The 13,435-nt window shown below is 60.2% G+C and carries 13 protein-coding genes; 11 read left to right on the top strand and 2 right to left on the bottom strand.

Features of this window, described 5'->3' with window-relative positions:
• Window positions 1-11: 11 nt before the first annotated feature.
• The 5 genes from AC6I8F_RS00295 to AC6I8F_RS00275 all read left to right on the top strand — a co-directional run bounded on the left by AC6I8F_RS00295 (window position 12) and on the right by AC6I8F_RS00275 (window position 5,547).
• On the top strand, window positions 12-761 hold the full coding sequence (locus AC6I8F_RS00295; protein WP_338670621.1) for a sugar phosphate isomerase/epimerase family protein: 750 nt from the start codon (window positions 12-14) through the stop codon (window positions 759-761).
• 10 nt (window positions 762-771) lie between these two features.
• Entirely contained in the window at window positions 772-1,719 is a 948-nt protein-coding gene (locus AC6I8F_RS00290) for a sugar kinase (protein ID WP_336701228.1), read from the top strand.
• A gap of 175 nt (window positions 1,720-1,894) precedes the next feature.
• The gene (locus AC6I8F_RS00285; protein WP_021506893.1) at window positions 1,895-3,178 is read left to right on the top strand and encodes an MFS transporter; all 1,284 of its coding nucleotides are present in this window, start codon (window positions 1,895-1,897) and stop codon (window positions 3,176-3,178) included.
• Window positions 3,179-3,244: 66 nt separating this feature from the next.
• A complete protein-coding gene (gene ghrB, locus AC6I8F_RS00280) occupies window positions 3,245-4,219 on the top strand; it encodes a glyoxylate/hydroxypyruvate reductase GhrB (protein ID WP_058758185.1) in 975 nt (324 codons plus the stop codon).
• An 80-nt stretch (window positions 4,220-4,299) separates the two neighbouring features.
• Window positions 4,300-5,547, top strand: coding sequence for a valine--pyruvate transaminase (locus AC6I8F_RS00275; protein WP_104094311.1), 1,248 nt, complete (start codon window positions 4,300-4,302; stop codon window positions 5,545-5,547).
• On the opposite strand, the gene AC6I8F_RS00270 is transcribed toward AC6I8F_RS00275, so the two are convergent.
• Window positions 5,544-6,989 carry an aminotransferase-like domain-containing protein gene (locus AC6I8F_RS00270; RefSeq protein WP_498006466.1) on the bottom strand — a complete coding sequence of 482 codons (1,446 nt, stop codon included), beginning with the start codon at window positions 6,987-6,989 and terminating at the stop codon, window positions 5,544-5,546. The genes AC6I8F_RS00275 and AC6I8F_RS00270 overlap by 4 nt on opposite strands.
• 171 nt (window positions 6,990-7,160) lie before the next feature.
• On the opposite strand from AC6I8F_RS00270, the gene AC6I8F_RS00265 reads away from it, so the two are divergent.
• The 6 genes from AC6I8F_RS00265 to AC6I8F_RS00240 are packed head-to-tail and all read left to right on the top strand — an operon-like array spanning window position 7,161 to window position 12,879.
• Window positions 7,161-8,627 (top strand): hypothetical protein, encoded by a 1,467-nt coding sequence (locus tag AC6I8F_RS00265; RefSeq protein WP_498028379.1) that lies wholly within the window; start codon window positions 7,161-7,163, stop codon window positions 8,625-8,627.
• Window positions 8,628-8,644: 17 nt separating this feature from the next.
• Window positions 8,645-9,922, top strand: a complete 1,278-nt coding sequence (locus AC6I8F_RS00260) for an ATP-grasp domain-containing protein (protein ID WP_498028378.1) — start codon at window positions 8,645-8,647, stop codon at window positions 9,920-9,922.
• On the top strand, window positions 9,910-10,620 hold the full coding sequence (locus AC6I8F_RS00255; RefSeq protein WP_058758189.1) for a class II glutamine amidotransferase: 711 nt from the start codon (window positions 9,910-9,912) through the stop codon (window positions 10,618-10,620). Before AC6I8F_RS00260 ends, AC6I8F_RS00255 begins: the two co-directional genes overlap by 13 nt.
• Before the next feature lie 4 nt (window positions 10,621-10,624).
• Window positions 10,625-11,425 carry a 2OG-Fe(II)-dependent halogenase WelO5 family protein gene (locus AC6I8F_RS00250; RefSeq protein ID WP_159377278.1) on the top strand — a complete coding sequence of 267 codons (801 nt, stop codon included), beginning with the start codon at window positions 10,625-10,627 and terminating at the stop codon, window positions 11,423-11,425.
• 26 nt (window positions 11,426-11,451) lie between these two features.
• Window positions 11,452-11,952 carry a YbaK/EbsC family protein gene (locus AC6I8F_RS00245; protein WP_058775617.1) on the top strand — a complete coding sequence of 167 codons (501 nt, stop codon included), beginning with the start codon at window positions 11,452-11,454 and terminating at the stop codon, window positions 11,950-11,952.
• 21 nt (window positions 11,953-11,973) lie between these two features.
• Window positions 11,974-12,879 (top strand): EamA family transporter, encoded by a 906-nt coding sequence (locus tag AC6I8F_RS00240; protein WP_021506902.1) that lies wholly within the window; start codon window positions 11,974-11,976, stop codon window positions 12,877-12,879.
• Window positions 12,880-12,937: 58 nt separating this feature from the next.
• Here AC6I8F_RS00240 and ibpA read toward each other — a convergent pair whose 3' ends face one another.
• Window positions 12,938-13,354, bottom strand: a complete 417-nt coding sequence (ibpA, locus tag AC6I8F_RS00235; protein ID WP_010617843.1) for a small heat shock chaperone IbpA — start codon at window positions 13,352-13,354, stop codon at window positions 12,938-12,940.
• Window positions 13,355-13,435 lie beyond the last annotated feature (81 nt).

Genomic DNA, 13,435 nt, shown 5'->3' with positions numbered 1-13,435 from the left:
CTGGAGGAAAGATGTCGAAAGCGGAAATTATTGTGGTCACGGCTGCCTACGGCGCGCACAAGGTGGCAGAACTGGGCGGCCAGGCAGCGCTGCTGCCGCTGATTAAAGCAGCCGGTGCCGATGGCGTCGAGATCCGCCGCGAGCTGTTCAGCGACGACGAATTGTGCCAGCTGCATACGCTCGGCGACGCGCTGCGTCAGCATCAGCTCAGCGTCAGCTATTCAGTGCCGGAAGCGCTGTGGCAGGCGGACGGTGCGCTCAATCCGCGTCTGGCGCAGTTTCTGCAGGAAGCTGAGCTGCTGGGCGCTCAGCGCCTCAAGCTGGCACTGGGTCACTATGTCTCGCTGGCCGATCGCCAGCTGGTCGAGGTGCTGGCCGGCTCGCGCGTCACGCTGGTCATCGAAAACGATCAGACGCCGGACAGTAAGCTGACGCCAATGCTGCACTTCTTCCATCACGCCTGCGATGCCGCGCTGCCGCTGGATATGACCTTCGACATGGGCAACTGGCTCTGGACCGGCGAGGACGCGCTGCAGGCGGCGGCGCAGCTCAGTCGCTACGTGAGCTACATTCATGTTAAGGCGGCGGTGCCGCACGGTGACAGCTTCCGCGCCATTGCGCTGGATGACGCCGACGACAGCTGGCGCACGCTGCTGCAGGCGCTGCCGGCCGATGCACCGCGCGGTATTGAGTTCCCATTAGCCGGCGCAGATTTACTGGCGGTGACCCGCCACTACGTCGATCTGCTGCGCGCGGTGTAAGGAGTTGAGCATGACACACACCTCTCAGCTGGATGTCGTCACCATTGGTGAAGCGATGGCGATGTTTATCGCCGGGCAAACCGGCGATCTCGCCGCAGCCGATCAGTTCACGAAGCGCATTGCCGGTGCCGAACTTAACGTGGCGATTGGTCTGGCGCGCCTCGGTTTGCAGGTGGGCTGGGTCAGCCGCGTCGGCGACGACAGCTTCGGCCGTTTTACCCTGCAGCAGCTGGCGAAAGAGCACGTTGACCACCGCTGCGTGACCATTGATAACCGCTATCGCACCGGTTTTCAGCTCAAAGCGCGCGTGGACGACGGATCCGATCCGGAAGTGGAGTATTTCCGTAAAGGCTCCGCCGCCAGCCACCTGTCACCGGATGATTTCGACGAAAGCTATTTCGGCAGCGCGCGCCATCTGCATCTGAGCGGCGTGGCCGCCGCGCTTTCCGATAGCTCACTGGCGCTGGCTAAACATGCGGCGAAAGAGATGCGCGCCCGCGGCAAAACCATCTCCTTTGATCCTAATCTGCGTCCGGTGCTGTGGCGCAGTGAAGAAGATATGCGTAAGCAGCTGAATTTGCTGGCAGAATACGCCGACTGGGTGCTGCCAGGTGAAAAAGAGGGGCTGATTCTGACCGGCTACCGTCAGCCTGAGGCGATCGCGGATTTCTACCTCGACAAAGGCGTGCGGGCGGTGGTGATCAAAACCGGCAGCGACGGCGCCTGGTATAAAACCGCCGCGGGCGAACAGGGCCAGATTGCGCCGATCCACGTGGAGAATGTGGTGGATACCGTCGGCGCGGGCGATGGCTTTGCGGTCGGGCTGATCAGCGCACTGCTGGAAGGGAAATCGCTGCCGCAGGCGATTCTGCGCGGTAACAAAATTGGTTCGCTGGCGATTCAGGTTGCCGGCGACAGCGAAGGTCTGCCGACGCGCGCAGCGCTAGGCGATTATTAAACCAACGCACGGACCCGTAGCGGCGCAATTTATTGCGCACATGCAGGACGCAACGTCAACAACGCGCGATGAATCGCGCCGCTACGATGCCGTGCCAATACGCTAAAACTGTCTCTACACCCTAATTTCGAGACGCATCCACAGAATGCGCCCGCCTCAACCAGAGGAGTCACCCATGAAATCGCAGACAATCGCGCCAAAACGCTGGTGGTATATCATGCCCATCGTGTTTATCACCTACAGTCTGGCGTATCTGGACCGGGCGAACTTTAGCTTCGCCTCTGCCGCAGGGATAAATGAGGATCTCGGTATCACCAAAGGCATGTCATCGCTGCTCGGTGCCCTGTTCTTCCTTGGCTACTTCTTCTTTCAGATCCCCGGCGCGGTCTATGCCGAGCGCCGCAGCGTAAAAAAACTGATTTTCTGGTGTCTGATTCTTTGGGGCGGCTGCGCCTCGCTGACCGGTATCGTCAGCAATATTCCGATGCTGGCCGCCATCCGCTTTGTCCTCGGCGTGGTGGAGGCGGCGGTGATGCCGGCGATGCTGATCTACATCAGCAACTGGTTTACCAAATCCGAGCGCTCACGCGCGAATACCTTCCTGATCCTCGGCAACCCGGTGACGGTGCTGTGGATGTCGGTGGTGTCCGGCTACCTGATTAACTCCTTTGGCTGGCGCGAGATGTTCATCATCGAGGGCTTCCCGGCGGTGATCTGGGCGATTGCCTGGTGGTTTATGGTGCAGGATAAACCGGCCCAGGCCAAATGGATGAGCGACGAGGAGAAAGCGGCGCTGCAGGCGCAGCTGCAGAAGGAGCAGGAGAACATTAAAGCGGTGCGCAACTACAGCGAAGCCTTCCGCAACCGCAACGTTATCCTGCTGTGCCTGCAATATTTTGCCTGGAGCATCGGCGTGTACGGTTTCGTGCTGTGGCTGCCGTCGATTCTGCGTAACGGCACGCAGATGGGCATGGTCGAAGCGGGCTGGCTGTCGGCGGTACCGTATCTGGTGGCGACCATCGCCATGCTGGTAGTGTCGTGGGCGTCAGACAAGACGCAAAACCGTAAGCTGTTTGTCTGGCCGCTGCTGCTGATTGGCGCACTGGCGTTCCTCGGCTCGTGGATGGTGGGCTCCAGCAACTTCTGGCTGTCGTATGCGCTGCTGGTGATTGCCGGCGGGGCCATGTACGCCCCCTATGGTCCGTTCTTCGCCATCATTCCGGAGATGCTGCCACGCAACGTTTCCGGCGGTGCCATGGCGCTGATTAACAGTATGGGCGCACTGGGTTCCTTCATCGGTTCATGGATCGTAGGCTATCTTAATGGGGCGACCGGCAGTCCTGCCGCCTCCTATGTCTTTATGGGTGCTGCGCTACTGGCGTCGGTGTGGCTGACGCTGATTGTTAAACCGGCGGCCAACAAAACGCCGCCGCCAATTCACGGGGCGAAGCACGCCTGAAAGCGTAAGCGATGACTTTTCCGGGCGACTCAGGTCGCCCGTCACACGTTCTACAGGGAGCAAATAATGAAACCTGCTGTGATTCTGTATAAGAGCCTGCCCGATGACCTGCGTGCTAAGCTGGACCAGCACTTCAGCGTCACGGAAGTGAAAGATGTCTCGCCGGAGACGGTGAAACAGCATGCGGCGCAGTTCGCCGCAGCGCAGGGTCTGCTGGGCTCCGGCGGCAAAGTGAATGATGAGCTGCTGGCCAGCATGCCGGCACTGCGTGCCTGTTCTACCGTCTCCGTCGGCTATGACAACTTTGACGTTGATGCGCTCAACCAGCGCAACGTTCTGCTGATGCACACGCCCACCGTCCTGACCGAAACCGTGGCCGATACCATGATGGCGCTGGTGCTGAGCACCGCGCGTCGCGTCACCGAGCTGGATAAGTGGGTCAAAGCCGGTGAATGGAAAAAGAGTATCGACGCTGAGCACTTCGGTATCGACGTACACCACAAGACGCTGGGTATTCTCGGCATGGGCCGCATTGGTCTGGCACTGGCGCAGCGCGCGCACTTTGGCTTCGGCATGAACATTCTGTACAACGCCCGCCGCCAGCATGAAGAGGCGGAAACCCGCTTTGGCGCGCGCGCCTGCGATCTGGAAACGCTGCTGAAAGAGAGCGATTTTGTCTGCATCAGCCTGCCGCTGACCGAGCAGACGCACCATATGATCGGTGCGGAACAGCTGAAACTGATGAAGCCGAGCGCGATTCTGATCAACGCCGGACGCGGTCCGGTGGTCGATGAGCAGGCGCTGACCGCCGCACTGAAAGACGGCACCATTCACGCCGCCGGGCTGGATGTGTTTGAAGTCGAGCCGGTGCCGGCCGATGCGGAAATCCTCACGCTGCCGAACGTAGTCGCACTGCCGCACATCGGCTCTGCCACGCATGAAACGCGCTACGGCATGGCGCGCGATGCGGTCGACAACCTGATCGCCGCGCTGAGCGGTAAAGTGGAGAAAAACTGCGTTAACCCGCAGGTCCAGGCTTGATCCCACGGCTTTAGCCATTGCGCCTGCCGGTTGCGGGCGCTATGGTGGTCTTCCCCCTGATAACAATGTTTTTACCTCCTATGGCTTTTTCTCAGTTCGGCGACAAATTTACGCAACATTCCGGCATCTCTCGTCTGATGGAAGATATGGGCGAAGGGCTGCGCACGCCTGGCACGATCATGCTGGGCGGCGGTAATCCGGCGCAGATTCCGGCCATCAATGATTATTTCAGTCAGCTGCTGCTGCAGATGCATCAGGACGGCAAGCTGAACGAAGCGCTGTGCAACTACGACGGCCCGCGCGGCAAAGCGCTGCTGCTGGAGGCGCTGGCCACGCTGCTGCGCGAGGAGCTCGGCTGGCCGGTGACGCCACAAAATATCGCGCTCACCAACGGCAGCCAGAGCGCGTTCTTTTACCTGTTTAATCTGTTCGCCGGCCGCCGCGCCGACGGCAGCAAAAAGCGCGTGCTGTTCCCGCTGGCGCCGGAATACCTCGGCTATGCCGATGCCGGGCTGGAGGAGGATCTGTTCATCTCCGCCAAACCCAATATTGAACTACTGCCGGAAGGCCAGTTCAAATACCACGTCGATTTCGACCATCTGCCGCTGAATGATGAGACTGGCTTGATTTGCGTGTCGCGTCCGACCAATCCAACCGGCAACGTCATCACCGATGACGAACTGCTGCAGCTGGATGCGCTGGCACAGCAGCACGGCGTCCCGCTGCTGATCGATAACGCCTACGGCGTGCCGTTCCCCGGCATCATCTTCAGTGAGGCACGTCCGCTGTGGAACCCCAACACCATTCTGTGCATGAGCCTGTCGAAGCTGGGCCTGCCGGGCGCACGTTGCGGGATTATCGTTGCCGATGAGAGCACGATCAGTGCCATTGGTAACATGAATGGCATTATCAGCCTGGCGCCAGGCAGCATCGGTCCGGCGATTGCTACCGAGATGATTGTGCGTGGCGATCTGCTGCGCCTGTCGCAGGAAGTGATTAAACCGTTCTATCAGGCCAAGGTTAGCGAAACTATCGCGATTATTCGCCGCTATATCAGCGAAGATCGCTGCCTGATCCACAAACCGGAAGGCGCTATCTTCCTGTGGCTGTGGTTCCGCGACCTGCCGATCAGCACCGAAGCGCTGTATCAGCGTCTGAAAGCGCGCGGCGTGCTGATGGTGCCGGGCCACTTCTTCTTCCCGGGGCTGGAACAGGCCTGGCCGCACACCCATCAGTGCATGCGCATGAATTACGTACCGGACAGCGACAAGATTGAGCGTGCGGTACAGATTCTGGCGGAAGAGCTGGATAACGCCTGGAACGCTTAATTCGCGCTTAACGACAGCTGGCACCACTGCGCCAGCTGCTGAATCGCCTGTTCGACTTCGGCATTCCAGCCAAAACCGGCGTTGAGCCGGAAGCAGTGATCGTAGCGGTGATCGGTGGCGAAGATGTGCCCGGGCGCGATGCCGATGCCCGCGTTGCGCGCCTTGAGAAACAGCGCGCGCACGTTCAGCGCCTGTTGCGGCATCTCCACCCACAGCACGTAACCGCCCTCCGGATCCGACACACGCGTGCCCGCCGGGAAGTAGCGCAGCACCGCCTGGCGCATATGGTGGATCTGATTTTTCAGCTCGCGCCGCAGCTTGCGCAGGTGCGCATCGTAACCGCCGCTGCGCAACAGTTCGGCAATCGCCGCCTGCGACAGCACCGACGTGCCCATGCTGGTGGTGTACTTCAGCGAGGCGATTTTGCGCATGTACTTGGTGCTGTGCACCCAGCCAATACGGATGCCGGGCGCCACGGTTTTGGAAAAGCCGCTGCACAGGATGGCATTGGGGCTGAAGGCGCGCATCGGAAACGGCCGGCGCTCGCCGAAAGCCGTATCGCCAAAGATATCGTCCTCAATGATCACCACATCATTCTCATCGGCCTGGCGCGCGATATACGCCTTGTGCTCGTTGGGGATGCTTTTGCCCAGCGGATTATTGATGTTGTTGATGGTGAGATAGGCCTGCACCGCTTTACGCCGGAACAGCCCGGTGAGTTTCGCGACGTTGACGTAACCCTCCGGCCCGGCTTCCACTTCAATGACGCGCAGGTTGAGGTTGTGCAGCATCTGTAGCAGCACGAAGTAGCACGGCGACTCCACCGCCACGATATCGCCTGGCCGCGTGGTGGCGCGCAGCGCCAGCGAAATCGCCTCAATGCAGCCGTTAGTGACCAGGATGTCATCGGCGCTGATGTTGCAGCCATAATCCACCGCGCGCCGGGCAATTTCCGCCTTGAGCGGCGCATAGCCGGTGCCTTTCACCGTATTACCGAGCAGCGCCGGTTTGCTGTAACCCATCTGCCGCATCAGCAGGCCAATTTTTTTCACCGGATAGAGCGAGATGTCGCCGTTGGCCAGATCGAGCCGCACGCGGCAGTCCGATCCCAGCATCGCCAGGTGCAGTTCAGTTTGCTCATCCAGCGGCGCCACTTCGCGCGGCTGCTCGCTGAATACTGCCGGCACTTTTTTCTCTGTAGGACGCGGTGCGACAAAAAAGCCAGACTTCGGCCGCGCCACCGCGTAGTGCTCATCCTCCAGCGTGCGTAATGTTTTCAGCGCAGTGGTCATGCTGACGCGATACTGCGTCGCCAGCGTGCGCACCGACGGCAAACGGCTGTCGGGCGGCAGCGATCCGCTATGAATGGCCTGTTTTATCTGCTCAGCGATCTGACGGTAACGACTGCTCTGACTCTCCTGTTCCTGCGTTTCACCCGCCATCTGTTCCACCCCATATCGTGCTGATCTGTGCGTATTCATCAGATTACATTCAAAGTACTTTAGGCTGCATCTGTTAATTCAGCTTCACGCAGCACCTTCGTGGCCCGTTTTCCAGCCCGTTGTCGCCCGCACGGCAGCGGCGATTTTATTAGCCAAAGGATGAAGTGAAAAATGAATAATCTGTCCGCGATGATGAGTGAAATTGAAGAATACCTGACGCCCGCGATTCTCGATTCCGCCCAGCACTGTGCTCAGCGACTGCTCGCCGCCCTGCCCGATCCCGATCATCCCGAACGTAACCGCGTGCTGCTGGCCTATGGCGGCGGCAAAGACAGCAGCTATATGGTGGCCTACGTACGTTACATTCAGGGGTTAATCTGGCAACAGCGCAACAGCACGTTTCAGCTGCGCATCAGCACTAACCGCCATGCCGCCATGAACGACAGCGTGATGGAAAACATCGACCGCGTCTATCGCGCGCTGCGTATCCATGACGACGCGTTCACCGAGTGCCTGGTGACCGACGGGCTGCAGATTCGTCCCTTCGATCGCCATTTGCCGATGCCGCAGAGCGTGCGTCAGCAGAACCGCAACGATGTGCTGATGAATGGTCACCGCTTCCGTGCCGACGCGCGCTCCACCTTCTGTAACGCCTGCAACCTGAGCATGGTGAATTCGTTTGGCCTGGCGGCGCACTACGATGGCGGCGTCGATGTGATCATCACCGGCGATTCGCCGCAGGAACAGACCGCTTACCTTGCGTGGGCGCGCCACCTGTCAAAACTGTTTGATGCGCCAATGGCCGATAAATCGCGCGGCTTCAGCGGCTTTCTGCACACGCTTGACGGCGTGGCGGCGCGCTACTTCGCCGACATTTACGGCGCTGACCAGGTCACGCCGGCACATCGCATTACCTGGCAGCTGGCGCGCGACCCGCTGTTCTTCAACATCTATCAGGACACCGCTTATGAGGCTGGCGCGCACTGGGCGCTGCTGACCGAATTCATGCATTTCCGCTTCGACGAGCTGATGTTCAGCTTCTCCGAGTCGGACTGCGGCAACCCGACGTTAATGGCACATATTCGCGGTCTGCGTGCGGAGACGCTGTTGCAGCGCAGCTACGCCGAAGGCATTCGCGAATATGTGCGCTTTGCGCTCGGCCTGATGGTGCAGAAGGACTTTCCGCCGCAGCTGATCGATGAGATGGCCGCGCGCTATCAGGATGATGCCGCGATTGCCCGCGCACGCCAGCGCGCCGCGCAGTTCGCACTCGACGCTTTCGGCCTCAGTGAAACCCAGCTGGTATGCATGATCTATTCACCGTTTATCGCCGCCGGCCAGCAGCTGAAAGCCTGGCTGCTGCAGCTGCCGGCCGCGCCGGAGGAAGCCGCGGTGCGCGCCTTGCTGAGCGGAGAGAGCGAGGATGTGGCGCTGGCGCAGCAGCTCACGCAGCTGTCTGGCCTCAGCGTGGCGCAGATGCGGCACTGCTGGCGCAGCGCGGCGGTGAGTTCGCTGCTGGACGGCGCACGCGGCGATGCGCTGTCGCGCGTGTTGCGTTTCGACCCGCACAAAGCGGTGATTCAGGTTAAGAACGGTGCGTTACAGGACATCGTTACTGAAGTGATTTCCGGGCGTTAACCCGGTAAGGCGACGCGATGAGAAAGATTTTTCTGCAGATTGGCGCCACGCGCGACGGGCAAAATCCCTACTGCGCGGTGGCAAAACCCGAAGGCTATTTTACCGTACTGGCCGAAATGGGGGATTTTGTCGACTATCAATCGCTCAGCATCGCCCTGCCGTTCGATCTGATTGTGCGTCTCGATCGCCCGGAAAATCCGTGGGATGTCCTCAATGCCTGTCTGCACGCCGGTCTGCTGGAGCATCCACAGGTGGTGCTGGCCGGTTTTGAGGCTTACAACGCCAGCGCTGGCCGGGTGCGTGAACTGCTGGCCGGCCCGGATGCCGGTCCGGGCTTCATCCCGCCGGATAAATACGCACAGCGCATGGCGCTGCGCAAAGCCTGGCCGCGTTTTCCGCAGCCGGAGTTTCGCTTCTTTGCCTCACCGCTCAGCATTGGCGATGCGCGGGATGCGCTGCTTTATCCCTGCGTGATCAAACCGGTCGACGGCGGCGGCGGACTGGGCATCTGGCTGGTGGAAGAGGCCAGCCAGCTGGATGCGGTGATTGCCCGGCTGCTCGACACCATGAACTATGGCGGACGCGGCTTTACCGGCTTTATCGTCGAAAGCTGGCTGGCCGGCGACGAATATTCGCTGCAGGGCGTGGTGGAGAATGGACACGCGGTGGCGCTGACCTGCTGCCAGAAGGTGATTGAGCAGCATACCGAGGCCGACGGCTGTATCAGCTTTTACGAATCCGGCCATGTGGCGATGGCGGCGCAGCAGCTGCCCGCCGCCTTCACCAGCCTGATGAGCTTCTGCTGTGAAACCTTCGGCTACCGGCGCGGCGCGTTCCACATCGACTTTATTATGGTGAATGGCGAGCCGCACTTTCTCGAAATGGGCTTTCGCCTGTCCGGCATGGGCGTGGTGAACCTGGTGGAAGAAGTGACCGGCATCAACTGGGCCGAGGTGGCCTTTCAGGTTGAAGCCGGACGCGGCCTGCCTGAACTGCACTTCGCTTCACCGTCACAGGCCGTCGGCCGGCTGCGGTTGCGCCAGCGGCTGCAGTATGACGCCGCCGAGCGCTGGATTGCCGAGCACCAGCGCGGCCAGCTGTTGCCACCGCTCAATTTACCGGCGCTGGAGGTCTCGCCGCGCTCATCGCTGTACGCCGATCTGACGCGCCACGCCGGGATTCTCGCCACGCTGCGTCTGCCTGCCGCCAGTCGCGACGAAATTCTGGCGGTGTTTCACGCCCTTCTTGCTGTTCCCGCTTTGACCTCACGGAGAGATTTACTATGTGCAGAATGATTCTGGCACACGGCCAGTTTGACGCCGCTGCGGTACTGGACGCCGCACGCGCCATGAGCTGCGGTGAAACCGCCGCGCACGATGGCCCGATTAAACAACATCCCAACGGCTGGGGCTGTCTGTGGCTGGAGCACGGTCAGATCCGTACACTGCATGGCACCGGCACCTTTGCCGAAGCACTGCCAGGCATTGACGTCACGCGCATGCAGCACAGCCGCTTTCTGGCGGTGCACGTGCGTCACGCCACGCTCAGCAAAAACCAGGGCATTGCGTTCTCCCATCCGCTGCGGCGCACCAGCGGCACCACCCAGTGGTACATGATGCACAACGGCTTTTTGCCGACCGTCTATGCGCAGCTTGGCATGGCGCAGTCGCGCTTTGATTCCGCTGAATATCTGGAATATATCGTCGACCGCGTCACGCCCGCCGATTTCACCCGCGACTATCTGCGCGAAAAAATGGCCCGGGTGGCGCCGGGTGGCAGCGCGGCAAACGCCATTTTCGTCACCCGCGAGAAGGCCTGGGCGTGGCAATGGCATCCTGATGACACGCCTTACCCCGACTATTTCACCCTGCATCGTTGTCAGCAGAACAACAGCACCTTTATCTCCTCTGAACCTGTTTCAACACTGGGCACGGCGTCAGCATGGCACCGTATGAGCAACCATGAACTTCATGAAATTCCATTTGGAGAGTGAACCCATGGCCATTTTCAATCAGATTCGCGTCATTAACCCCAACATGTTCGTCGAAAGCACCTGGCTGGATGACATCGTCACCGCGCGCGTGCCGCTGCTGGTGCTGCGCAATTTCCTCACGCCAGAGGTGCGCAACGCGGTGGTGGCTGATCTCCAGCAGTGCCGCGAGCAGGTACGGGTTTCTCACTATCCAAATGGCGCGCTGACCACGCTCGGCCCGTATCTGGCGAAGCACACCGCCGCGCCGGAAAACTATTTCACCGAACTGCGCGACATCCAGCCGGCGCTGCCGGCCTCGCTGCACGCCCTGCGCGCGCAGATTTACCACTGGGTGCAGCATGCGCTGCGCCTTGAGAGTCTGCAAACCGCCACCGAACCGGCACTGGGTGATTACGCCGGCTCGATTGTGCGTTTCCACGCTGACGGCGTCGCTAATCCGCTGCATAACGACAACATCGTGCGCGATGCCGCTGGCAGCGGTCTGGCGGTGACGCACATTCTGCATCAGCTGAGCTGCGTCGTGTGCCTGCAGGAGTGCAACGCCGGCGGCGCGCTGCGCATCTTCAATAAGAAATGGCAGCCGGAAGACGAGCGCTTTAAAACGCCCGGCGAGCTGGGCTACCAGAGCGGCGTCATCGCCGGCAGCGAGACCTGTGAGTTCGCGCCGCGCAGTGGCGATATCTATCTGTTTAATCCCGCGTTTTATCATGAAATCGATCGCGTTGAAGGCGACACGCGCATCACCATGGGCTTTTTCTTTGGCCTGACCGACAAAAAAATGAAGCACGCCATTGCCTGGAGTTAATCCCGGCCTTAGACGAGGAAGACAGTATGACAACCTATGACAAAGTGATCGCGCTGCTGGATGCGCAGCAGGCCCGCTACCGCGTGGTGGAGCATGAGGCCATCGGCCAGACCGAGGTGATCAGCGCCATCCGCGGAAACGATCTCCAGCAGGCAGCCAAAGCGATGGTGCTGGAAGTCACCATGCCGGACGGCGCCGCGCCGCGCTATCTGCTGGCGATCGTACCCGGCGACTGCAAAATCAACTTCAAACACGCCGCGCGTGCCATTGGCGGTAAGAAGTCGACGTTTGCCACCCCTGAGCAGGCACAAGCGCTGACGCAGTGTGTGATGGGCGCGGTGCCGCCGTTTAGTTTTGATGACCGACTGGCGCTGCGCGTGGATGCGCGGCTGCGTGATGTCGGGACGCTGTGGTTTAACGCCGGTGCGCTGGACCGCTCGGTAGCTTTGGATGTGGATGATTATTTTCGACTGATCGGCGATGACTGCGGTGCAGAGATCGCCACACCGGTGACGGCAACCGCCTGATTGCCGCGCTGAGGAATGCGTATGTCCGTGAAAGATATGTTGTTAGCCCTGTGCGTCGTGGTGGCGTGGGGCGTAAATTTTGTGGTGATTAAGCTGGGTTTGCAGGGCATGCCGCCCTTTTTGCTGGCGGGACTGCGTTTTACGCTGGTGGCGTTTCCGGCGATCTTTTTCGTGCGTCGTCCGGCAATTCCGCTGCGCTGGCTGGTGGTGTATGGCATGACCATCAGCTTTGGTCAGTTCGCGTTTCTGTTCCTCGCCATCAAGCTTGGCATGCCAGCCGGGCTGGCTTCGCTGGTGCTGCAGGCGCAGGCATTTTTCACCCTGCTGCTCGGTGCGCTGCTGCTGGCAGAGAAGCTGCGCTGGAACCACATCGCCGGCATTCTGGTCGCCACGCTCGGCATGTTTATGCTGGCAACCGCCGGTATGGAGGGCCAGACAACCGCGGGCATCACGCTGACCACCATGATGCTGACGCTGGCGGCAGCGCTGTCGTGGGGGCTGGGCAATATCACTAACAAGATTATCCTGCGCAACCGCAAGGTGCCGGTGATGTCGCTGGTGGTGTGGAGCGCGCTGGTGCCGATTGCACCGTTCTTTGCCTGTTCGTGGTGGTTTGAGGGCGAATCCGCCATTGTCACCAGCCTGCTGGATATTTCGCTGCAGACGGTGCTGGCGCTGCTCTATCTGGCGTTTTTCGCCACCATCATTGGCTACGCCATCTGGGGAAATCTGCTCAGCCGCTACGAAACCTGGCGCGTGGCGCCGCTGTCGCTGCTGGTGCCGGTGGTCGGCATTCTCAGCGCCGCGCTGATCCTCGGTGAAACTCTGTCGGCACAGGAGATTCTCGGCGCGTCGGTGATCATTCTCGGGCTGCTGGTGAATGTGTTCGGCGGTATGGTGAGCCAGCGCCTGCTGGTACGTACCTGATGATGCAGCCATAAAAAAACGCCGCGTTGCAGCGGCGTTTTTCTTTACTTCGTTAGCCTTATTTCAGGATTTCAATCCGGCGTGGTTTCGCCTCTTCCGGGACGATGCGTTCCAGATCGATACTCAGCAGGCCCAGTTCGAGACGCGCATCGCGCACCACGATGTGATCGGCCAGCTGGAATTTGCGTTCGAAGTTACGTTCTGCGATGCCCTGGTACAGGTATTTACGTTCCTGCTGCTCTTCAGGGTGGGCGCCGCGCACCACCAGCATGTTGTCATGGGCGGTGATATCCAGTTCGCTCTGCGCAAAGCCGGCGACGGCAATGGTGATGCGATAGTGGTTTTCGTCTACCAGCTCGACGTTGTACGGAGGGTAGCCGCCGTTAGCCTGGTTTTGGTTGGACTCAAGCAGGTTAAACAGACGGTCGAAACCAATAGCAGAACGATAAAGTGGAGAGAGATCAAAGTTACGCATAATAAGACTCCTGATAATCAGCAAGTTTTGGCAACCTTCCACCATGGACAGGTTGTCCGGCCCGTCGGTGTCCCTGTCGGC

This window comes from gamma proteobacterium symbiont of Axiagastus rosmarus (assembly GCF_059730925.1).
The sequence above is the reverse complement of the archived record's forward strand: the minus strand, read 5'-3'. Positions and strand labels throughout refer to the sequence as shown.